The 21,927-nt window shown below is 63.5% G+C and carries 14 protein-coding genes; 5 read left to right on the top strand and 9 right to left on the bottom strand.

From position 1 onward, the window contains the following. Nucleotides 1-8: 8 nt before the first annotated feature. Complete coding sequence (locus KP001_RS16005; RefSeq protein WP_217286581.1) at nucleotides 9-1,634, bottom strand: AsmA family protein; 1,626 nt, start codon at nucleotides 1,632-1,634, stop codon at nucleotides 9-11. 271 nt (nucleotides 1,635-1,905) lie between these two features. Between KP001_RS16005 and ku the strand changes: the two genes are divergently transcribed. The 5 genes from ku to KP001_RS16030 all read left to right on the top strand — a co-directional run bounded on the left by ku (nucleotide 1,906) and on the right by KP001_RS16030 (nucleotide 7,488). After that, on the top strand, nucleotides 1,906-2,682 hold the full coding sequence (gene ku, locus KP001_RS16010) for a non-homologous end joining protein Ku (protein ID WP_217286582.1): 777 nt from the start codon (nucleotides 1,906-1,908) through the stop codon (nucleotides 2,680-2,682). 350 nt (nucleotides 2,683-3,032) lie between these two features. Then, a complete protein-coding gene (locus tag KP001_RS16015) occupies nucleotides 3,033-3,761 on the top strand; it encodes an SRPBCC family protein (RefSeq protein ID WP_217286583.1) in 729 nt (242 codons plus the stop codon). Between the two features lie 39 nt (nucleotides 3,762-3,800). Further along, complete coding sequence (locus KP001_RS16020) at nucleotides 3,801-5,021, top strand: zinc-dependent alcohol dehydrogenase (protein ID WP_217286584.1); 1,221 nt, start codon at nucleotides 3,801-3,803, stop codon at nucleotides 5,019-5,021. Nucleotides 5,022-5,253: 232 nt separating this feature from the next. Next, nucleotides 5,254-6,327 carry an SDR family NAD(P)-dependent oxidoreductase gene (locus KP001_RS16025; protein WP_217286585.1) on the top strand — a complete coding sequence of 358 codons (1,074 nt, stop codon included), beginning with the start codon at nucleotides 5,254-5,256 and terminating at the stop codon, nucleotides 6,325-6,327. A 198-nt stretch (nucleotides 6,328-6,525) separates the two neighbouring features. After that, nucleotides 6,526-7,488 carry a YihY/virulence factor BrkB family protein gene (locus KP001_RS16030; RefSeq protein ID WP_217286586.1) on the top strand — a complete coding sequence of 321 codons (963 nt, stop codon included), beginning with the start codon at nucleotides 6,526-6,528 and terminating at the stop codon, nucleotides 7,486-7,488. Nucleotides 7,489-7,604: 116 nt separating this feature from the next. Here KP001_RS16030 and KP001_RS16035 read toward each other — a convergent pair whose 3' ends face one another. From KP001_RS16035 to KP001_RS16070, 8 genes are all read right to left on the bottom strand, one after another. Next, on the bottom strand, nucleotides 7,605-8,063 hold the full coding sequence (locus tag KP001_RS16035) for a CHRD domain-containing protein (protein ID WP_217286587.1): 459 nt from the start codon (nucleotides 8,061-8,063) through the stop codon (nucleotides 7,605-7,607). Then, a complete protein-coding gene (treS, locus tag KP001_RS16040; protein WP_217286588.1) occupies nucleotides 8,060-11,419 on the bottom strand; it encodes a maltose alpha-D-glucosyltransferase in 3,360 nt (1,119 codons plus the stop codon). The genes KP001_RS16035 and treS overlap by 4 nt, the downstream gene beginning before the upstream one ends. 132 nt (nucleotides 11,420-11,551) lie before the next feature. Continuing rightward, nucleotides 11,552-13,531: an alpha-1,4-glucan--maltose-1-phosphate maltosyltransferase gene (locus tag KP001_RS16045; protein WP_217286589.1), complete on the bottom strand. Its 1,980-nt coding sequence runs from the start codon at nucleotides 13,529-13,531 to the stop codon at nucleotides 11,552-11,554. Between the two features lie 58 nt (nucleotides 13,532-13,589). Next, nucleotides 13,590-16,550, bottom strand: coding sequence for a malto-oligosyltrehalose synthase (locus KP001_RS16050; protein WP_217286590.1), 2,961 nt, complete (start codon nucleotides 16,548-16,550; stop codon nucleotides 13,590-13,592). A 13-nt stretch (nucleotides 16,551-16,563) separates the two neighbouring features. Beyond that, nucleotides 16,564-19,008, bottom strand: coding sequence for a DUF3536 domain-containing protein (locus tag KP001_RS16055; protein WP_217286591.1), 2,445 nt, complete (start codon nucleotides 19,006-19,008; stop codon nucleotides 16,564-16,566). After that, nucleotides 18,995-20,884, bottom strand: a complete 1,890-nt coding sequence (gene treZ / locus KP001_RS16060; RefSeq protein WP_217286592.1) for a malto-oligosyltrehalose trehalohydrolase — start codon at nucleotides 20,882-20,884, stop codon at nucleotides 18,995-18,997. Before treZ ends, KP001_RS16055 begins: the two co-directional genes overlap by 14 nt. A gap of 312 nt (nucleotides 20,885-21,196) precedes the next feature. Beyond that, nucleotides 21,197-21,637, bottom strand: a complete 441-nt coding sequence (locus KP001_RS16065; protein WP_217286593.1) for a ferritin-like domain-containing protein — start codon at nucleotides 21,635-21,637, stop codon at nucleotides 21,197-21,199. 108 nt (nucleotides 21,638-21,745) lie between these two features. Then, the gene (locus KP001_RS16070; RefSeq protein WP_217286594.1) at nucleotides 21,746-21,913 is read right to left on the bottom strand and encodes a hypothetical protein; all 168 of its coding nucleotides are present in this window, start codon (nucleotides 21,911-21,913) and stop codon (nucleotides 21,746-21,748) included. Nucleotides 21,914-21,927 lie beyond the last annotated feature (14 nt).

Genomic DNA, 21,927 nt, shown 5'->3' on the forward strand with positions numbered 1-21,927 from the left:
CAGCTGCATCACTTGTGTTTGCCGAGCGCGTCGACGTTCCTCTCGAAGGTGGGCAAAATGGCCTTGATGAAGGCGTTGCGGATCAGTTCCACCACGACCTGCCACGTATTGGTCTTCGGGTTTTGCAGCGGGCCGGAGATGTCCGCCTTGGTCGCCACCTGGTCCCGGGGCCTGTTCTCCAGCAGCTTGGCTACCCCTCCCACCAGCATCTCGTACACCCTGTGGAAGAACCCCTTGTTCTTGTCCTGGCGCCGGTCGTACACCTTCATGTCCTTGAAAAAGGGCTTGATGTACCCGTTCACCCTGTTGTTCTTCACGTGCAGTTCGGTGACCAGTGAAAAGGTGCCGGCGGTCACGTCGAAGTGGCCGTAGCTGCGGAGCAGGTCGTTGAGCGAGACGAGCTGGGTGTTGTCGATTTTCAGGTAGAGATCGAGGTCCGGACCCTTGTCCTCCGGCCGGAAGGCCGCCGTCGCCTGGGTACTCCCGCTCCCCATGAATTTCCCCGACAGCCTCGCCTTTGCCGGTCCCTTGGAGAACTGGTTGGAGAAGTTGTCCAGGTAGAAGTTCGCATCGGAGAGGAACAGGCGGACCCTTCTGCCGTCGTAGGTGTTGATGAAGCCGACGTTGGCATCGGTCAGGCTCAAATGCTCGATGGTCAGTACCAGGTCGGGCTTGTTGCTCACCTCCTTGGCCGCCTTCTTCACTTTCTCCGCCCTTCTCGATTCCGCCCGGGCCGTCTGCGCCGTGTGGATGTAGTCGAGCTTCACGCCCTGGATGGCGAGCTTCTTGAGCCGCGCCGTCTGCACCTTGCGGCCGTACTCGACGTCGCCGCTCGCGCTCAGCACGCCCCCCTCGATCCTGACGTTGGAGCGGGCGGCAAGCTGCGCGAAATATGCGATGGGGACCTTGGCCAACTCGATGGCGGCCTTCACCGCGGGCGTCGGTTCCGCCAGGAAGTTGGCCCTTCCCTCCACGGTGCCATGTCCGTTGCCGAAGATGTCGGTTTCAAGGCGGAAGTCGGACGGGTAGACCTTGTCGGGCAGGTGTATGTTGCGGATGTTGTCCGCCGACAGGCTCAGGTGGCTAAGTCTGAGCGGCCGCTTGGGATCTTCATCGATATAGGTGAGGCTTCCGTCGGTGATCTTCAAAAGGTTGATCTTCAGGGGGTAGATCGCCTCGAACGCCTGTTGCCACCCCTTCTGTTTCATGGGGACCTTGCTCGCCGCCTCGCTTTTGAGCTGCTGGAGGTTGACGTGGATCTTAGGCCCCTCGATCCGCATGTCTCCGACCAGCTTGGCGGAGAGGATCTCGCGCCACTGGACGCTGGCCCTCAGGTAGGGAAACTCCGCCACCGGCGGCTGGGGGTGGGCCTCCTGGGAAATGGTCAACCCCTTGAGGGTGATGGAAAGACCGATCAGGCTGAAGTGCAGTTTGGGGAGCCGTACCTTGTACCCCTTGAGGCTCTGGTTCATCCGCCGTTCGGTGGTCCGTCGCAGCGGCTCGTCGATGAAGAAGCTGGCGATGAAGACGATCAGCACCAGGGAGATCAGTATCCCCACGATCCAGAGCAGCGCCTTCGGTACTGCCGGCATGCGACGGGTGCCGCCCGGCACCGGTTCGTTCCGTTCAACCATAACAATCTCCAGCGGTTACGGCAGACGCCCTGAGGCTTGATGAAAACACGCTAATAAATGTATGCGGTGCGCCTGCTTTGTCAATCGCGTCTGGCGCTTTAAGCCCTGTCGCCACCGCAAAAAGGAAGGGCGCGCATGCGGGGCAACGAGGCGTGCCCGCCCCTGCAGAGCGCTATCATCTGGATGGGCGCCTTCCGGCAATAATGGTAGAATTCGAGCTGTGCCTGCAGAAGACGCCGGCAACGAAGGCCAGCACCCAAGGAGGTAGACGATGAGAGCCATGTGGTCCGGTTCGATAAGCTTCGGCTTGGTGAATATCCCGGTGAAACTTTACAGCGGCTCGCAGAGCAACTCGCTCGATCTTGATATGCTGCGCAAGAACGATCTCTGCCCGATCAAGTACCTGCGGGTCTGCAAGACCGACAACAAGGAAGTTCCCTACGAGGAGATCGTGAAGGGATACGAGTACAGCGACGGCGAGTACATCGTGCTCACCGACAAGGACTTCGAGAGCGCGAGCCTTGAGAAGACCCACCTCATCGACATCGTCAACTTCATCGATGAGAAGGAGATCGACGCCCGCTATTTCGAGAAGCCTTACTACCTCGAGCCGGACAAGAGCGGGCCGAAGGCGTACGCGCTGCTCAGGGAGGCCCTGAAGCGGTCGGGGAAGGTGGGGGTCGCCTACTACGTCCTGAGAAACCGCGGCAGCCTCGGCATCGTCCGCCCCCTGGACAACCTGCTTATATTGAATCAGATCAGGTATTCCGAAGAGGTCCGTGACGCCACCGACCTGAAGCTGCCCGGCAACGAGCAGGTGCGTGAGCAGGAAGTAGCCCTGGCGCTTACCCTGATCGAACAGCTGACCGTGAAGTTCGACCCGGCGCAATACAAGGACCAGTACATCGACGACCTGAAGCGGCTGATCGAAGAGAAGGCGCAAGGGCGCCAGCCCGTAACGGCCAAAGCGCCGCCTCCCCCAAAGGTGGCCGACATGATGGCCCTTTTGAAGGAGAGCCTGAAGCAAAAACGCAAAGAGGCGGCATGACCGCGCCTCTCCTCCGCGGGGTCCATGCTCCCCCCTCCCCATCCCTCCCCCTCCGGGGGAGGGAGCCCCGCCGGTCCATCCCGGTCCATCCCGGTCCATCCCGGTCCATCCCGGTCCATCCCGCTCATCCCGCTCATCCCGCTCATCCCGCTCATCCATTCTCCTGCTCATTCAGTCAGCCATTCAGCCAAAGCCATTCATCCATAGCTCCCATCCTTCCCATGACTGCGGTTCCCACAATTCCCGCCGCCCCCATTGCAATCGCGCCCTCGTGTGTTAGTTTGTTCTAATTCAAAAAACCGGAACCTTAATAAGAACGGGCGCCATCAGCTTCCAAGGGAGGATCAGGCATGGAATCGAGTGAAACCGAGCACAGCCAATCGAGAGAATGGCGAAGGGAAAAGCGGGTGAACGTGGGCCCCACGGAGCGGAAAGCGTCCGTCATCGGCGGCGCCGCCCTGGCGATGTCGGGGCTCAGATGCATAAGCAAGCAGAACTACGCCTCGGGCTTGGCCATGATGCTGGCGGGGGGGATGTTCCTCTACCGGGGCCAGACCGGGCATTGCGGCATCTACGACGCGATGGGGGTCGACACCGTGCACACACGCAACTCAGCCTTGACCATAGAAAAGGCGGTCACCATCGGCCTGCCGCCGCAGGAGGTTTATGAATTCTGGCGCAACCTGGAGAACCTGCCGCGCTTCATGAGACACCTGGAGTCGGTGCAGGTGACCGGCGTGCGGACCTCCCACTGGAAGGCGGTCGGCCCGGGCGGCATCAGCGCCGAGTGGGACGCGGAGATGATGGAGGACACGCCGGGCCAGCAGATCAGCTGGCATTCGGTGGGTGAGGCGGACGTCCCCAACAAGGGGAGCGTCGAGTTCAAGGAGGCACCGGGACACCGGGGGACCGAGGTGAAGGTGACCATCGATTACTATCCTCCCGGCGGCGGCGCGGGGCGGGCAGCAGCGAAGCTCGCCCAAGGGATCAACGCCCAGCAGCTCGAGGAGGACCTGAAAAGGCTCAAGCAGATCCTGGAGCTTGGCGAGGAAACGACGGCACGGCGGACGGTCGAATAAACGCTATCCCGCCCGGCACGCGGCGGGCAAGGAGGGTATATGAGGGCGGTGTGCTGGCACGGCAAACACGACGTGCGGGTGGATGAGGTAGCTGACCCGCAAATCGTCAGCAAGGGGGATGTCATCGTCAAGGTCGCGCTCACCTGTATCTGCGGCTCCGACCTGCACCTGTACAACGGCTACGTCCCCACCATGAAGAAAGGGGACATCATGGGGCACGAGTTCGTCGGCGAGATCGTCGAGGCGGGAAGCGGCGTCACCCGTTTCCATGTCGGCGACCGGGTCATCGTCCCCTTCCCGATCTCGTGCGGCGTCTGCTGGTACTGTAAGCGCGAACTCTGGTCGCTGTGCGATAACTCCAACCCGAACTCCTGGATGCTGGAGCACCTCTACGGCGACACCGGGGGCGGCATCTTCGGCTACTCGCACATGTACGGCGGCTTTTCCGGCGGCCAGGCCGAGTACGTCCGGGTCCCCTTCGCCGACGTCGGGCTGGAAAAGATACCCGACGGGGTCCCCTACGAGCAGGTGGTGCTGTTGACCGACGTCTGCCCGACCGGCTACCAGGCCGCCGACAACTGCAACATCAACCCCGGCGACACCGTCGCCGTCTGGGGGTGCGGCCCGGTGGGGCTCATGGCAATGATGTCGGCACGGCACCTCGGGGCGGAGCGGGTGATCGGCATCGACCGGTTCCCGGAGCGCCTGCGGATGGCCCACTCGCAGTGCAGGGCCGAGGTGCTGAACTACGAGGAGGTGGACGTGGCGGAGGCACTGCAGAACATGACCGGGGGGCGCGGCCCGGACTCCTGCATCGACGCGGTCGGGCTCGAGGCGGTGGGGACCGGCATCGAGGGGGTCTACGACTCGGTGAAGCAGGCGCTCAGGCTGGAAACGGACCGGGCCTCGGCGCTGCGCCAGCTGACCAAGGCGTGCCGCAAGGGGGGTACGCTCTCCATCGTCGGGGTCTACAGCGGCTTCATCGACAAGTTCCCCATGGGCGCCATCTTCGCCAAGGGGCTCACCCTGCACGCCGGGCAGGCACACGTTCACAAGTACCTGCCGCACCTGCTCAAGCTAGTCGCCGACCAGCAGCTGAACCCTTCCTCGATCATCACGCACCGGCTGCCGCTCGAACAGGCCCCGGGTGCGTACAAGACCTTCCTCAACAAGCAGGATGACTGCATCAAGATCGTGCTGAACCCGCAGGAATCGACAGGTACCGCCAGGCCGGGCTCCGAAGAGGCGGGAGCCGCCTGACACCGGGCCCCATAACCCCACCAGCAAGGATGGCCTTGCCCCCCTGCCCTTGTCCCCCTCCCCTTGCGGGAGGGGGCTAGGGGTGGGGGAAGGTGCCATCATTTTCCATGTCCTGCAGCTTCACCCCCCCTCCCCCTCCGCGAGCCGCAGCGTAACGGCACGCAGGCACGTCAAGGGAGGGGGGCAAGCAAAGGCAGGTGCCCGAAAACCCGAAGCCTGATAAGGAGGTCCCATGAAATCTGCCGACCGACGCAATACGCTGGCCCTGGGCATGTTGGGAGCCGGGGCCGCTTTTTTCCTCTGGAGCCTGCGCCGCAGCGCGCGCCGCATCGACTTTCTCGGCAAGACGGTGCTCATCGCGGGAGGATCACGGGGACTCGGGCTGGAGATAGCCCGCCAGTTGGTCAAGGAAGGGGCGAGGCTGGTCCTGTTGGCGCGCCGGCCCGACGAGCTGGAACGTGCCCGCGCCGAACTGGCGCGCTCGGGCGGCGACGTGATCACCTTCCCGTGTGACGTCGGGGTGCGCCAGCAGGTCGAGGAGGCGGTGGCCGCGATGATCGAGCTCCGTGGCAGGATCGACGTGCTGATCAACGTGGCCGGCGTGATCCAGGTGGCACCGTTCGAGAACCTCGAGTTGAAGGACTTCCAGGAGTCGATGGATGTCCACGCCTGGGGCCCCTACCACCTGATCCGCGCCGTTGCCCCGCACATGCAGCGGCGCAAGAGCGGCCGCATCGTCAATGTCTCCTCCATTGGCGGGCTGGTGGCCGTGCCGCACCTTCTGGCCTACACCATGGGGAAGTTCGCGCTCACCGGCCTCTCCGACGGCTTCCGGGCCGAGCTCGCGAAGGACGGCATCCATGTCACCACCGTCGCTCCGGGTTTGATGCGCACCGGTTCCCACGTCAATGCCAACTTCAAGGGACAGCACAAGAAGGAGTTCGCCTGGTTCGCCATCTCGGGCGCCAACCCCGCGCTCTCCACGGCGGCGCCGGCCGCCGCGCGCCAGATCATCGAGGCATGCCGGTACGGCAAAGCCCGCCTCATCATCAATTGGCCGGCGCGCCTTCTGTACGCCGCCAACGCCCTGTTCCCGGAAGCCGCCTCTTTCGCCACCGGCATCGCGGCAAGGATGCTCCCCGGTCCGGCGGCGCCCGCCGACAACGAGCAGCATCCAGGCTGGGAGAGCCGCTCCAATCTGGCACCGTCCTTCCTCACCCGCCCCAGCGACCGGGCCATCGAGGCGAACAACGAGCAGCCTGCAGATTCCCCATACATGGCAAGGGGCCACCGCAGGAGACAATGAGACCGCCCCCGGCTACGGTATCTGCCAATAGACAAAACCTATAGCGCAGCCCTTTCGTCCCCTCCCCCGGAGGGGGAGGGACAGGGAGGGGGATCACCGGCGGCCACAGCCTTCCCCCCTCCCGCTCCTCCCTCCTCCGGGGGGAGGAGCGGCACTGCAGTGAACCGCCAGGCTTTCAAAAATGAAAAGGAGTCGACCATGTTCTCACTGCGCAGTTACTTCAAGCTGGGTGACACCAGCTACAAGGACCTGGCCAAGCAGGTCTACCGCAAGTTCAGCGACGAGGACTGCTCCGAACACGCAGCCGCCATGGCCTACTACTTCCTGTTCGCATCATTCCCGTTCCTGCTCTTTCTGACCACGCTGATCGGCTATCTTCCCATCCCCCACCTCATGGAGTACGTGCTGTCCAACGCAGCGAAGTTCCTCCCATCCGAGGCGTTCTCCCTCATCGAGAGCAACATCAAGTCCCTGTTCCTGAACAAAAAGCAGGGACTGCTGTCGATCGGGATACTGCTGGCGCTCTGGGCATCGTCAAACGCCATAGTCTCGGTTATGGACGCCATGAACAAGCTCTACGACGTCAAGGAGGGGCGGCCGTTCTGGAAGGTGCGCCTGATCGCCATCGGACTGGTGGTGGGTCTCTCCCTGCTCATGTTGGGGGCGATGGTCCTGCTCATGTTCGGCGTGAAGATCGGAAACTTCATTGCCGCCCTGATCAACTTCGGCGCGGGCTTCAAGGTGGGCTTCGTGATCGCCCTGGTCCCCATCACCCTGTTCCTCCTGGTCCTCGCCATCGCCGTCATCTACTACTTCACCCCCGATGTCGAGCACGAATGGAAATGGATCAGTCCCGGCGCGGTCGTTGCCATCCCGTGCTGGATCGTCATGTCGTTTGGTTTTTCCTACTACATCAACAATTTCGGTTCCTACGACAAGACCTATGGCAGCATCGGCGCCGTCATCGTGCTCCTGTTATGGCTCTATCTGAGCGGGCTGATCATCCTGGCCGGAGCAGTGATCAACGCGGTCATCGAGCACAATTCGGCGGAGGGGAAGGAGCCTGGCGAGAAGGTGGAAGGGGAACATGCCGCGGAGCGCGGCACGCATTCCAAGGAGGAATCCCAGCAGAAGGAAAAGGGAAAAACAGCGAGATCTTAGGGAGATAAAGAAGGGGGCGATGGCAGCTCCTCCCCCCGGAGGGGGAGGCTGGGAGGGGGATAGCCGGAACCCCTTCCCCTCCCTGACCCTCCCCCTCCGGGGGAGGGACCTAAGGGTTACTTGATCTGCCCCCTGATCTCGCCCATGGGGTAGGTCGCCGTCGGCACGTCGACATAGGCCTCACCGGAGTCAATGATCCGTACCAGGTCTTCGACGGTTTTCCCCTCCAGTTCCCCGATCAGGTTCTCATTGGTTATCAGCCCCTGCGAAAGTATCCCCTTGAAACTCCCCATCTTGGCCGGCCCACCAAAAAGCCCCACTAAGGGCGGACCGTTTTGTTCCGGCGTGCCGCGGTGGATGTGCGCCGCAGTGGGACTCGTAATCCTGCTGACGTCGAGCTCGTAACTCATCTCGCCATCCGTGTAGATCATCTTGAGATCCCCACGGGCCGGCGTCTTCACCGCAGGGACCTCATCCTGACCGGAAAGCTTCGCCCGAAAGATCCGCTGCTCCGCCCCCGCTGGCAGGGCAGCCAGCACGGCCATAACCACGATCGACATCAGCCATTTCCTCATGACGTTCTCCCCTTTTCAGCGCCCTCCGGCCTGGCAGCTGTCTGTCCTACAGCCAGGAGGTCGAGAATGCCGGATAGTGGGATCTGTACCCATTCCGGACGGTTGTTGAGCTCGTAGCCCAGTTCGTAGATCGCCTTGTCCAGCATGAAGGTCTGCAACATGATTTCGATCTCGTCCATCGCGGTCGGCATGAAGCGGGCTCCGGCCACCCCTTCCCGGTAGGCCTGCAGGAACACGGAGGCGCTGTAACGGTACCAGGACTGCACCCAGGGGAGCAGGTAGGCGATGTCCTCGTCGCGCACCTGGGTACGCTGCATGATGACGGCATGGGCGGCGTAGTGGAAGGAACGCAGCATGCCTGCCACGTCCCGCAGCGGCGACTGCTTGATCCTGCGCTCGCTGAGCGATTTGATCGGCTCCCCCTCGAGGTCGATGATGAGGAAGTTGTCGCCGGTGTAGAGCAGTTGGCCGAGATGGTAATCGCCGTGGATTCGGGTCTTCATGGCGCCGAACTTGCGCACCATGAACTTTTGAAATACCGCGAGCACGTCGTTCTCCATGGCGAGGAGCCCTTCGGCGTCGGCGGCCACATGCTGCGGGATCCGGGCCATGTTCTTGCGCAAAAGGTCGAAGACCTTCTTGCAGCGGCTGCGCATGGACTGGTACACCGAGCGCTGGTAGAGGAGCGCGAATGGCTCCGGGGAGAAATCGGGGTCGTCGTTTCGGGAGGAGAGCGCCAGGTGGAATTCGGCCGTCCTCCTGCCGATCAGTGCGACCATCTCCGGGTAGACCCCCTGGATCAGTTCCAGCAGCGTCGCGGTGTAGCCGCTCGACTCGTTGCCCGGGTGGGGTTCCACCCGCGACTTCCTGGCCTCCTCGCGCTGGGCGAGGACCCGGTCCACGAACTGCCCGACCTCTCCCAGGGTGAAGGTCCAGGCGTCCCCCTGGTTGGGGACGAACCCCTGCAAAAGCCCCAGGGCGAAGCTCTCGCCGTTGCTGCGCCGGTACTCAAGCGAGCCTGCCAGGGGCGCCACGTATGGGAAGCGCACCCGGTCCAGGAAGGTGCCGATCTCCACCTCGGGGTGGGCTCCTTCCTCCATGCGACGGTACATCTTCAGGAAGAAACTCTTCTCGAAGAGCACCGAGCTGTTGCTCTGCTCCGATGTCGCCACCTGCGAGGGGAACGGAGTCTGCTTCCCTTCCATGAGCGCAGCCATGCCGGAGCCGGGGCGCCCCGAAAGCCTGCCGCTGTCGCCGCGCAGCGTCTTGCGGCGCCAGACAAGCTCGAAGAGGATCCAGCGCAGGTGGGAGTTGTGCAGTCCGTCGTAGAGCACCCCCGGGCGGTCGGCCACCTTGAGCAGGCAGATCACGGCCTCCGGCGAGCCTCCCAGCAGGGTCTCGCCTCCTCCGTCCATGGGGAGATAATGCAGCGGCAACAGGTACACCTCCGGGGCCCCTTCGCTGTAGGTCACCTCCAGGAAGGTGATCACGACGGAAGAACTGTCGATGGGGACCGGGAGCCGGTCCAGCACCGAGAAGCGCACCATGATGCGGCTCTTTCCCTGGAACCAGCGCATCTTCCTGAGGTAATCCGGCAGCACCGATTGCTCCAGCTGGCGCAGCCCGGCCGCCCTGAGCACGTTCTCCCAGCCACCGGTCACCGCGATCTCCTCCAACACCCCTTCCTCGCGCGGCTTGGTCCTCTCGCGCCCATCGGTCAAAAGGAGCAAGTGGTAGTCGTAAGGGCCCATGATGACGCCGTAGGGCGAGTCCTTGATGGCGGGGAAGCGGTTGCGGCTGAACATCTCCTCGGGGTAGAACCCGACGAAACGGGGCTGGTTCACCTGCACGAACTGCGTGGCCCGGGAGAGGTTAATCAGCACCAGGATGGTCTGGTCCTCGTACTGGCGCAGCATGGCGAGCACCTTGGGGTTGTCCAGCGTGATAAACTCAAGCGTCCCCCAGCCGAAGGCCCGGAAGCGTTTCCTCAGGTCGATCATCCGCTTCATCCACCAGAGGAGCGACGAAGGGTTCTTGGCCTGGTTCTCGACGTTGCGCGCCTCGTAGTGGTACTCCGGGTCGATGATGGCCGGGAGGTAGAGCTTCTGCGGGTTGGCCGGCGAGAAGCCGGCGTTGCGGTCGGGGCTCCACTGCATCGGCGTGCGCACCCCGTTTCTGTCGCCGAGATAATAGTTGTCCCCCATGCCTATCTCGTCGCCGTAGTAGATGATGGGGGTTCCGGGCATGGTGAACAGGAGGACGTTCATAAGCTCGATCTTGCGCCGGTCGTCCCCCATCAGGGGCGCGAGGCGGCGGCGGATGCCCAGGTTGATGCGGGCCCGCGGGTCCCGGGCGTAGATGCGGTACATGTAGTCCCGCTCCTCGTCGGTCACCATCTCCAGGGTGAGCTCGTCGTGGTTTCTCAGGAACATGGCCCACTGGCAGTGCTGGGGGATGGTCGGGGTCTGCTGCATGATGTTGATGATGGGGAAGGAGTCCTCCATCTGCAGCGCCATGAACATGCGGGGCATGAGCGGGAAGTGGAACGCCATCTGGCAGGCGGCGCCCCCCCCGAAGTAGGAGGCGGCATCCTCGGGCCACTGGTTCGCCTCGGCGAGCAGCATCTTGTCGGGATACTTGGCGTCGATATAGGCACGCAGTTTCTTCAGGAACTCGTAGGTCTCCGGGAGGTTTTCGCAGTTGGTCCCCTCGCGCTCGTACAGGTACGGAACCGCGTCCAGCCGCAGGCCGTCCACCCCCATCCCTAACCAGAAATCGATGACCCGGAACATCGCCTCGTGCACCCGCGGGTTGTCGTAGTTCAGGTCGGGCTGGTGCGAATAGAAGCGGTGCCAGTAATAGCTCTTGGCGACGGGGTCGCGGGTCCAGTTGGAGACCTCGAAATCCTTAAAGATGATGCGCGCGTCCAGGTACTTGTCGGGGGTGTCGCTCCAGACGTAGAAGTCGCGCCAAGGGGAGCCGGGCTTGGCGTTGCGGGACTTCTGGAACCAGGGGTGCTGATCCGAGGTGTGGTTCAGCACCAGTTCGGTGATGACCCGCATCCCCAGGGCGTGCGCCCCCTTGAGGAATTCCTGGAAGTCGCGCAGCGTGCCGTAGTCCGGGTGGACGCTGCGGTAGTCGGCGATGTCGTAGCCGTCGTCCCGAAGCGGCGATGGGTAGAAGGGGAGCACCCAGACTGCGGTGATGCCCAGGTCGCGCAGGTACGGGAGTTTCTGCAAAAGTCCCCGGAAATCGCCGATGCCGTCCCCGTTGGAATCGCAAAAGCTCCTGATGTGCACCTCGTAGATGACGGCGTCCTTGAACCAGAGCGGGTTCTTCTCGTTGCGAAATGGCATGATCTCACTCCCGGATGCTGCTGCCCCCCTCCCCTTGCGGGAGGGGGTTAGGGGGTGGGGGAGGATGCCATCACCTCAGCAACTTGCGGCTTCACCCTCCCCCCGGCCCCCTCCCGTCAAGGGAGGGGGAGTCTAAAAGTAATAGTCGAAATCGGACTCCCGGCGCTGCCAGGTGCTGATCCGGTAGATGCAGGCGGGGTTCACCTGCGGGTCGAGCCGCACGGTGGTGGTCTCACCCTGCCAGATGGAGTGATCGCCGCCGATCAGGTCGTGTAAGAGGTAGGACTGCCCCGGCAGGACGCCGAACAGCGCCAGCGGCAGGGTGAGGCGCGCCGTGCGCACCCGGAAGGGGTCGAGGTTCACCGCGACCAGGAGCGCCCCCTTCTTCTGCTTGGCGGTCTTCGCGTAGAAGATGACGCTGTCGTCGTCGGACGGCAGGAAGGTGATGTTGTTGGTCTGCTGCAGCGCATCGTGGTCGCGGCGGATCCGGTTCAGGGCGACGATCAGCTCGCGGATGTTGCCGGCGCCCTTCCGGTCCCAACGGCGGATCTCGTACTTCTCCGCGTCCCGGTACTCCTCGGAGCCCGGCTTTTCCGCCTTCCCCACGCAGAGCTCGTACACCGGACCGTAGATGCCGTAGTTGGAGGAGAGCGTGGCCGCGAGCACGAGCCGGATCATGAAGGCGGGGCGCCCGCCGTACTGCAGGTACTCGGTCAGGATGTCCGGCGTGTTGGGCCAGAAGTTGGGGCGCATGAACTCGCTGGTGTCGCCGCGGGTCAACTCGGTCAGGTACTCCATCAGCTCCCCCTTGCTGTTGCGCCAGGAGAAGTAGCTGTAGGACTGGGTGAAGCCGAGCTTGGCGAGCCGCGCCATGATCTTCGGACGGGTGAAGGCCTCGGCCAGCAAGATGACATCCTGCGACTTCTCCTTCGCCTTGTCGATCAGCCACTCCCACATCGGGAAGGGTTTGGTGTGCGGGTTGTCCACCCGGAAGATGCGCACCCCCTGGTCCATCCAGAAGAACACGATGGACTTCAGTTCCTCCCAGAGTTCCTCCCACCGCTGCGTTTCGAAGTTGATCGGCACGATGTCCTGGTACTTCTTGGGAGGGTTCTCGGCGTACTGCACCGTGCCGTCGGGGCGCCACTTGAACCACTCCGGGTGCTCCTTCAGGTAGGGATGGTCCGGCGAGCACTGGAAGGCGAGGTCGAGCGCGATCTCTATCCCCTTCGTTCCCGCCTCGCGCACCAGGTCCCGGAAATCGTCCAGGGTGCCGAGCTCCGGGTGCACTGCCTTGTGCCCCCCCTCCCCGGAACCGATGGCCCAGGGACTGCCGGGGTCGCCGGGCTGCGCCTCGACGGCGTTGGCCTTTCCCTTGCGCTTGCTGGAGCCGATGGGGTGGATCGGGGGAAGGTAGAGGACATCGAAACCGAGTTCCGCTATGTCCGGGAGGAGCGCGATGCAGTCCCTCAGCGTGCCGTGGCGCCCCCCCTCCCCGAGCGAGCGGGGGAAGAGCTCGTACCAGCTGCTGAAGAGCGCCTTCTTGCGGTCCACCCGCACCACCAACTCCTTGTGGTAGCGGGTGGCGAGCCCGCGCGCGCAGCAGGTGCTGACCATTGCGGAGAGCCGCGGATCGAGCCCCAGCGCGACAGCCCCTTCCTGATCTGTTTCCGCCGACAACGCCGCCACCGCCTCCCGCAGCCTCGGGGCATCCGCGTCATTGGCCTCTACGGCGGCCTGCTCGAGGATCTTCGCACCGATCTGCAGGTCGACCGCCACGTCCTGCCCCGCCTCGAACCTCTTTTGCAGGTCCCTCTGCCAGGTGCGGAAGTGGTCCACCCACCCCATCAGGGTGTAGTGGTAGAAGCCCGGTTCGCCCAGGACGAAGCTCCCCTCCCAGCGATCGTTGTCGAGGCGACGCATCTCGGACTCCTGCCACTTCTCCTCCCCCGTCCTGCGATACAGAAGCAGCGCCACGACCTCGTCGTGCCCGTCGCTGAAGACGTCGGCCTGCACCACCATCTCGTCGCCGGCGACCCGCTGCACGGCGAACCTGCCGCAGTCGATCTGCGGGTGGACCGCCTCGATGGCTATCCGGGCTCTCCCTTCCATAGGCTCACCTCTGTAAAAGCTCCCTCCCCGGAGGGGAGGGCTGGGGAGGGGGATATTTCTATACGGGCTCCAGCAGCGCGACGCCTATCTCCGCGAAAAGGACTGAGAGGGGAATGACGCTGCGACCATCCTTGCGCACCGCCTCCACCTGCTGATCGTTGATGATATTCCGGAACCGCTCCCCGGCGCCTTCCGGGAGCAGCAGCATGGTGTCCTGCCAGACCGCCTCGCCCAGAGGCGCGCTCCCCTCCTCCGGCGTGAGGGTCGCTACCAGCCGAACCGCCGCGACGATCAGCATGTTCCGGCTCGCTTTCCTCGCGAAGGCGCAGACGTGCCGCTCCCGCACCCCCTTGGCCTCAAGCGGCAGGTACTCACCGGAGTCGAAGGGGTCCCGGTTCTCCCTGCGGTAGTTCAGAACCCGGTAGATGAGGAAGAGCTTGATCCTGCCGTTCTCCCCCTGCTCCAGGAGCTCCCGGCACAGAGCCTGCGCCCCGGTTTCCGCCTCGCGCGCCCGGAGCTCACGCAGCGCCTCGATCCTCGCGCCATAGTCGACCTGGCGCCGGTTGTCGGGATCGACCAGGGTGAACTCGATCAGCTCCGTACCCTGGTAGAAATCGGGAACGCCGGGGGAGGTCATTTTCAAGAGCGTCTGGGACAATGAGCTGAACAGGCCGCAGCGGGCCAGGCGCTTTTGCAGCGGTCGGAACTCCCGCAAAAACGGATTCCCCGGCGACTGCTCGAGGATGCCGTCCACGAACCCGAGCACAGCCTCCTCGTAAGCAGCGTTGGGACTCACCCAACTGGAGTTGACCTTGGCTTCCCGCAACGCCTTAGTCACGTAATCCCTGATCCTCCCCTTGAAGCTTTTGTAGCCGGCCTGGTCGACTTCTCCAGCGGGCCAGGCGCCGAGCAGGGTCTGGTAGATCAGGTATTCCTCGTTGCGGTTGGGAACCCGCTGGTTTTCGATCAGGCTGCCCCGCGCCTTGTTGATCCGGCTCCAGCGCACCACCGATTTCTGCCACAGATCCGGGAGTTCGGAGAGTGCGTCGATCCTGGTGCGCACGTCCTCGCCGCGCTTGGAATCGTGGGTCGCGGTGGCGATCATGGAGTGAGGAAAATTCTTGTTGCGCTCCAGGTTCTGCCCGTGGAAGGCCTCGAGGGTGGTGCCGAACTTGCCGGGCATGCCGCCGACGTCGTTTAAGGAGATGAGCCGGTGGTAGACGTAGAAGGAGGTGTCCTCGAGCCCCTTGGCCATGACCGGTCCGGTGATCTGCTGGAAACGCATCGCGAAATAGAGCCAGGCGCGGCGGCTCTCCTCGCTGGCGCGCTCCGAAGCCTTCAAAAGGAGCACATCCCTGACGAAATCGAACACGGAGCCGCTGATGGCGGGGTTTCTTCGCTTGGCTTTCGAGGCCGCCGCCTCGATGTACTGCACGTCCTTGTCGCGCACCGAGGGCGAATTGACGTAGGTGCGGTACACCGGGAAGCAGGCGATCACTTCGCTGATGGCGCGGGCCAGGCTGTTCAGGGTGAAGTCGCGGGTGAGACGGTCCTGCTCGGCGATCTTGCTCAACTGGTGCGCCAGCATGTTTACCTCGCCCGAGAGCGAAACCTGCATCACCAGCTTCTTCTTTTCATAGACGATTTCGGTGAAGTCGGAGGTGCTCTTGACGAAGCGGTCGTAGATGCGGTCGAACTGCTTGGCGGCCTCGGTGTCCACGAAGATGCCGTTCACGCTGTTCAAAAACTCGTACCCGGTGCTCCCCGCCACCGGCCACAGCTCGGGGAGCTGCTCCCCTTTCATAAGGATCTTTTCCACGACGGCGTACAGCGGCTGGTAGCAGGGATGACGCTCCAGTTCGCGGAAATACTCCCCCTCCGCGCCGTTGCCCCCCTCCCCTCCTGGTTCGCAGCCGCAGAGCTGAACGTACGCGCTCTTTTGCAGGTTCTGCAGGTAGGACACCGGGTCGTAAAGACCGTCGACGTGGTCGATGCGCACCCCCGTCACCTTCCCCTCCCGGATCAGCTTGAAGAGCAGTGCGTGGGTGAGGTCGTAAACCGCCTGGTCCTCCATGCGGATCGCCGCCAGTGCGTTGATGTCGAAGAAGCGCCGGTAGTTGATCTCCTCGGTGGCGACCCGCCAGTAGGAGAGACGGTACACCTGATCCCGCAGCAGGTGGTCCAGGGGGTCGAAACTGTGGGGATCCCCCTTGCTGCCGTTGAAGATCCTGACGTTCTCCTCGATGAACTCCATCACCTCCGGCGCGTCCTGGCACAGCTGCCAGAGCCGTTTCTTGATGATCTCCTTCTCCCGGTGGCGCTCCCCCATCTGCTCCGGGTCCCGCTCGGTCGCCAGGGGCAGGTGCTGCAGCCCGGTCTCGATGCTCAACAGCTCCTGGACCGGCCCGGCGTCGGGCGGGAACTTCTCTTTCAGCGTGTCCAGGCGGTGCTGCAGGATGTGGAGGTAACTGCGCGGCTCGACCGGGATATGCAACGAATAGCACTGGACGAAGAAGGCGCCCTCGCGGAAGAGAAGCTGCAAGCCCCCCCCCTCAAGCACCTTGCCGTACTGGTCTCCCAAGAGCGGCAGCAGCACCTTGCCGGTCAGTTCCTTTTTCACCGGCTCCCAGTCGATGTCGAAGAAGTGGGCGTAGAGCGAGCTCATGCCGTTTTCCAGCACGTCCATCCACCAGACGTTGTCGGCGCTCTCGATACACATGTGGTTGGGAACGAAGTCGAGGATGTGCCCCATGCCGTGGCGGGAGAGTTCCTCCACCATGGCCTGGTAGCTCTCCTCGTCGCCGACCTCCTTGTTCAGGATGGTCTGGTTCACCACGTCGTAGCCGTGCACGCTCCCCTCCTTGGCGGCCAGGTAGGAGGAGGCGTACACGTCGCTGATCCCGAGATCGTGCAGGTAGCCGATGATCCTGGTGGCGTCGGCGAAGGTGAACCCGGCGTTGAACTGCAGCCGGTAGGTGGCGCCGGGAATGCGCGCGTCGGGCAGGTTAGGTGCTCCCATGCGTTCCCCCGGTCTAAGCCTGCGGCAGCACCGCCCCCAGATTGAAGCGCAGGGTATCCCCGAGCTTCCTGAATGCGTCCAGCCAGATGCCGGCCCCCTCCTCGCCCCCGGCGGAGCGGGAGAGATACTCGGGGTACACGTTTTTCGCAAGCTGGTAGTAGTCGTTTTGCATCTGCCAGAGCACCACGTTGACCGGAATCTCGTTCAGAAGGTCCATGTACTTCTGCATCCGGGCGATCAGCTTGAGGTCGGACGGGTCCCGCACCAGTTGGCCGGACATCTCCTCGATGCGTCGCCTCATGAAGAATTCGGTCCCCGGCTCCTCGACGGATACCCCCCAGGTCCGGATCTGCCCCACGATCCTGTGCACCGCCTCCGCGTCCACCTCCTCCTCGCTCATGGCGTGCCTGAGCGCCTCGTTCAGCGCGGGTTGCGCCACCGCCATGAAGATCTGCGGCACCGGAACCCGGGTGTCCTTGACGAATTCCATGAGGGGGCGGCTGCGCTCGTACATCTCCTGGTAGCTGGAGATCTCCTCTTCCATGCTCTGCCTGATGATCTGGTTGATGATCTTGCGCTGCTCGTCGCTGAAGAGGTTCACCAATGAGAAGCTGTGGGTGCCGAAGTGCTTGTCCATCAGTGCGACCAGGTCGGTGTAGAGCCCCTTGTCGAAGGCGCCGCTCATCTCCTCGCGCATGGCGGCGTACCCCCCGGCGTCGCAGACCTCCTTCACCCCCCCCTTGAAGTCGTGGCTCCCGATGCGCATGACGCAGAAGGTGAGGCAGGCTTCCTCCTCGGTGACCTCGCTCGCCACGTGGATGCGCCCCATGGCCATCACCGCATCCGGCGTCGAGAGCTTGGTGTACTCCTCCCTGGCGATGGCGTAGCAGTAGATCTGCGAGTGCTCCTCGTACTCCTCGTAGAGGGAGCTGAAGGCGAAGTGGGCCCCGACCTTGACCAGGTCGAGCCGGATCGGAAGCACGAAGTTCTGGTAGATCCAGAGCCCGTCCTGGTGGTCGGGGATGTTGCTCTTCGCCTCCTTGAGGCGGTCCAGGAAGGCCTTCTCCACGTTGCCTTCAGCGATCCCCTCCGAGAGCTGCAGCGCGCGGCTCGCGTAGTCGATCACCTGCACCGTTTCCAGGCCGGACAGCTCGTCGAAGAACCAGCCGCAGCTCGTGTACATCAGCATGGCGTGGCGCTGCATTTCCAGCAGCTTGAGCGCCAGGATCTTCTCGTCCCTGGAGAGCTCGCGCGAGGCGTGCTGCGCCAGGAAGCGCTCCGCCTGCTCCATGCCGCGCTCCAGGATCACCTCGATGTAGGCGTCCCGCGCCTGCCACGGATCCTTGAAAAGCTCGAGCCCCTTCTGCTCGAAGACCTTGGCGAGGCGGTCCCGCAGCCAGTCCAGCGAGGCGCGCAGCGGGGTGCGCCACTGCTGGTTCCATCCCTGGATGCCGCCCGAGCAGCCGCAGTCGCTGTTCCAGCGCTCTACGCCGTGGGCACAGCTCCAGGAGGTGCGCTCACGGATCCTCACCTCCACGGCGGGGGGACACAATTCCAGGTACTCGCCGTAGTTGGTGAGCCGCGCCAGGTTGTTCCCCTCGATGTGGTTCAGGCAGGCGGCCAGCGCCATGTCGCCGAACTTCTGGTGGTGGCCGTAGGTCTCGCCGTCGGTCGCGATGTGCATCAGTTGCGGCCACTCCCGGTCCTCGGTGAAGCCGCCCACCAGCCGGCCCGCCAGGGCCTCCCCGCGGTCCAGGAGGTTCTCGAAGGCGACGGCACGGGATATCGGGCCGTCGTAGAAGAACAGGGTGATGGATCGACCGGAGGGGAGCTTGCAGAGGTAGGCGCGGGTCGGGTCGATCTCCGCCTCGGTCCACTCCTCGGTCCCCAGCGCGCGATAGGCCTCCGCCTGGTGCGGCGCCAGCACGGTGTACTTGATCCCCTGCTCGGCCAGTATCCCCAGGGTCTCGAGGTCCACCGCGGTCTCGGCGAGCCACATCCCCTCGGGGAAGCGCCCGAAGCGTTTCTGGAAGTCCGCGATGCCCCACACCACCTGGGTCCGCTTGTCGCGCGCGTTGGCGAGCGGCATGATCATGTGGTTGTAGACCTGGGCGATGGCCGAGCCGTGCCCGGAGCGCCACTCCATGCTCTGCTTGTCAGCGGCCAGGATGGCGTTGTAGATGTCGGGGGCAGCCAGTTCCATCCAGGAAAGGACTGTGGGACCGAAGTTGAAGCTGATCTTCGCGTAGTTGCTGGTGATGTCCATGACCCGGCTGTCGCCATCCAGGATGCGCGAAGCCGAATTGGAGGCGTAGCACTCGGCGGTGATGCGCTCGTTCCAGTCGTGGTAGGGGAAGGCCGAGTCCTGGATCTCGACCGCTTCGAGCCAGGGATTTTCCCGGGGCGGCTGGTAAAAGTGACCGTGGATGCAGACGAAACGCAGGTTAGCCTCTTCCATGTGCTCCTCCTGAGAGATCCGCGCTGTACACGACTACGCTGAAGGGATTGATCCTGATCATGCGGCTCTGCTCCGCCGCGCCCACCTGCACCGTTTCCGGCGTCTCTTCTCCCGGTCCGCGCCACTTGAGCGCCGACGAATCGAGCACCCGTTGCCACGCCCCCTGCGGCAGGGCTAGCGGAACCTCCTGCTGGATGTTGCTGTAGCTGAACAGGCAGAGGACCGAGTTGTCGCCGCTCCACCTCCTCAAAAAGAGAACCTTTTGTTCGGGAAGCCCGGAGACCGCCATGGCGTCGCGCTGGAACACCTGCAGCGCCGGGAGGCTGCCCCGTAGCACGAACAGCTGCTTGTAGAACTCCAGCAGCACCGCCTGCTCTCCCTCCTTGGGGGCCGCAACGTCGATGATCGACTCCTCGAAGGTCGCCTCGGCCGAGGGGTCCGGTATCTCACCCTCGCAGATCCCCGAAGCGTGTTCCTCCTGTTTCCCCTTGCGCACCAGTTCGATGAGCTCAGGGTTGGAGTGATCTACGAAGTAATGGAAGGGAGCCCGCTCGCCGTACTCCTCACCCATGAAGAGCAGCGGCAGGTAGGGGGAAAGGATCACTGTGGCGGCCGCCAGGAGGAGCTGGTTCAAGGCGAGGTTGGCGCTCAGGCGGTCGCCGCACTTGCGGTTGCCCACCTGGTCGTGGTTTTGCGAGAAGACCACGAACTGCGAGCCGGGGTGATTTTCGGTCGGTCCTCCGTGCCGGCGCCGGCGGTACCTGGAGTACTCGCCCGTGAAGACGAAGGCTTGCTCGAAGGCCTTTTGCAGCTGGCTGAACTGGCCGAAATCCTCGTAGTAGCCGGTGACTTCCCCGGTAAGGAGCGCGCGCAGCGCGTGGTGGAAGTTGTCGCACCACTGTGCGTCCAGCCCGAAGCCGCACTTGTCCGGGGAGTTGATGAGGCGCACGTCGTTGGTGTCGTTCTCGGCGAAGAGGTAGATGTGGCGCCCCAGCCTGTCCCGGTGCAGGTGCATCTCGTCCGCCAGCCGGCGCAAAAGCGGCTTCGGGGTCTGGTCGAAGATCCAGTCCACGGCGTCAAGGCGCAGCGCGTCAAACCGGAACTCCGAAATCCAGTACCCCGCGTTGCACAGGAAGTACTCGAGGACCGGGTCGCTGTCGGGGCCGTCCAGGTTCACCGCCCGCCCCCAGGGGGTGCGGTACTTGTCGGTGAAGTAGTTGCCGAACAGGTCCAGGTACGACCCCTCCGGCCCGAAATGGTTGTAGACCACGTCCAGTACAACGGCGAGTCCTTTCCTGTGGCAGGCGTTGACCAGCCTCCTCAGTCCCTCCGGGCCGCCGTAATTGCTCTGCGGAGCGAAGTGGTACACGCCGTCGTAGCCCCAGTTGCGCTTGCCGGGGCATTGTGACACCGGCATCAGCTCGAGCGCCGTTATCCCCAGGTCGACCAGGTAGTCGAGGTGCTGGATCACCGCCTCGAAGGTCCCTTCCCTGGTGAAGGTCCCGATGTGGATCTCGTAGATGCGGTACTTTTCCAGCGGGACCCCCTGCCACCCCTCCTCGGTCCAGAGGAACTGGTCCGGGTCGACCACCTGCGAGGACTCGTGCACGCCGTCCGGCTGGCTGCGCGAGACCGGGTCGGGATAGGTCTTTCCGGAATCGAGCTGGTAGAGGTAGCGGTCGCCGTCGGCCGCGCCGGGGACTGTGACCGAGTAGTACCCCTTCCCCTCCGGCTGCATGACCACGGTTCCTGCCGCCCGGCCGGTAAGGATGAGGAGGTTCACGGACTTGGACTTGGGAGCCCAGACCCGGAACAGCGTTCCCCCCTCCTTCAACACCATGGCGCCGAGCTCGACGCGCCAGCCACCCGCTACCATAAAACACCTCCGCCAGCCATGACAGCCTCTCTCATGAGATCGCCGCGGTTCACATAAAAAAATACTAACCAAAGATACATTAGCGATCTTTCATGTCAACGCCTCGGGAAACGCTGATTTGCAGAAGATGAGTAGCGTGACGTGCATCGCTAATGAAAAAAAGAGCCCGGATCCGTCGGACCCGGGCTCTTCTGTGATCGCTCCGCACCAGCGCCGGCGGGCGTACCCGTCGCGCTACCCCGGAGAAGCCTCCGGCACCGCCGCGATGGCGGTCCCGGGGGGGGTGGTTGTCAATTGTCCTTTGTTTTTGATCTACTTGCGCAGGGTGGCGATCGCCTCGCGGATGAAGGAGAGGTGGCGCTGTTCGTCGGCGAAGTTGGCGCGTACGATGGCCGAGATGTCGACGGGGAAGTCGAGCTTGGAGGCCTCCTCGTAACGGCTGGTGGTCAGGCGTTCGTTGCTCTCCATTGCCTCGAGCGCTCCTTTCGAACCAGTCAGGCTGCGCAGGGCCGTGAAGCCGGAGATCAGGAACCCCTTGAAGTCCGAGGTCAGCTCCGGCGGGGTCCCCCCCAGCTCCAGCACCTTCGCGGAGAGGAGGTCGATGTGCTTGCGGTGCTCCCCCTGGAACTGGATCAGCTTGTCCTTGATGACCACCTCGTTCACGTTTTTGATGGCCTGGTCATAGGCGTGGGTAGCATCGACATCGAGCTGGATCAGTTTTTCCAATTGTTCGAGAATGTCGTCTCTGTTCATGCGTTCCTCCTGATCAGAATTTGGTATTTGTTTGCACGCGGCCCGCATGGCCTCGGGTAAACCGTTCTTCCCTCCTTCAGTCAGCATGACCCCATAACATGACGACCGTTACTCCTCCCGCATCTTCTCGATCAGGCCCCAGTCATGACCCGTCGACTTGTGGTGGTTCTCCCCCACCTCGCGCGCCATCTCCCTGCTGCTCAACCAGTCCGTTATGGCGCCGCAGCCGTCCTTGCACTCCGGCAGGTAGATGTACTTGGTGTAGTCGAAGTCCATGTGGCGCCTCCCTC

The sequence above is a fragment of the Geomonas subterranea genome (assembly GCF_019063845.1).
GTDB classification, from domain to species: domain Bacteria; phylum Desulfobacterota; class Desulfuromonadia; order Geobacterales; family Geobacteraceae; genus Geomonas; species Geomonas subterranea.

Excerpts from the sequence above, each read along its gene's own strand:
- KP001_RS16005 (WP_217286581.1), bottom strand. The coding sequence starts at position 1,634 with ATGGTTGAACGGAACGAACCGGTGCCGGGCGGCACCCGTCGCATGCCG.
- ku (WP_217286582.1), top strand. The coding sequence starts at position 1,906 with ATGAGAGCCATGTGGTCCGGTTCGATAAGCTTCGGCTTGGTGAATATC.
- KP001_RS16015 (WP_217286583.1), top strand. The coding sequence starts at position 3,033 with ATGGAATCGAGTGAAACCGAGCACAGCCAATCGAGAGAATGGCGAAGG.
- KP001_RS16020 (WP_217286584.1), top strand. The coding sequence starts at position 3,801 with ATGAGGGCGGTGTGCTGGCACGGCAAACACGACGTGCGGGTGGATGAG.
- KP001_RS16025 (WP_217286585.1), top strand. The coding sequence starts at position 5,254 with ATGAAATCTGCCGACCGACGCAATACGCTGGCCCTGGGCATGTTGGGA.
- KP001_RS16030 (WP_217286586.1), top strand. The coding sequence starts at position 6,526 with ATGTTCTCACTGCGCAGTTACTTCAAGCTGGGTGACACCAGCTACAAG.
- KP001_RS16035 (WP_217286587.1), bottom strand. The coding sequence starts at position 8,063 with ATGAGGAAATGGCTGATGTCGATCGTGGTTATGGCCGTGCTGGCTGCC.
- treS (WP_217286588.1), bottom strand. The coding sequence starts at position 11,419 with ATGCCATTTCGCAACGAGAAGAACCCGCTCTGGTTCAAGGACGCCGTC.
- KP001_RS16045 (WP_217286589.1), bottom strand. The coding sequence starts at position 13,531 with ATGGAAGGGAGAGCCCGGATAGCCATCGAGGCGGTCCACCCGCAGATC.
- KP001_RS16050 (WP_217286590.1), bottom strand. The coding sequence starts at position 16,550 with ATGGGAGCACCTAACCTGCCCGACGCGCGCATTCCCGGCGCCACCTAC.
- KP001_RS16055 (WP_217286591.1), bottom strand. The coding sequence starts at position 19,008 with ATGGAAGAGGCTAACCTGCGTTTCGTCTGCATCCACGGTCACTTTTAC.
- treZ (WP_217286592.1), bottom strand. The coding sequence starts at position 20,884 with ATGGTAGCGGGTGGCTGGCGCGTCGAGCTCGGCGCCATGGTGTTGAAG.
- KP001_RS16065 (WP_217286593.1), bottom strand. The coding sequence starts at position 21,637 with ATGAACAGAGACGACATTCTCGAACAATTGGAAAAACTGATCCAGCTC.
- KP001_RS16070 (WP_217286594.1), bottom strand. The coding sequence starts at position 21,913 with ATGGACTTCGACTACACCAAGTACATCTACCTGCCGGAGTGCAAGGAC.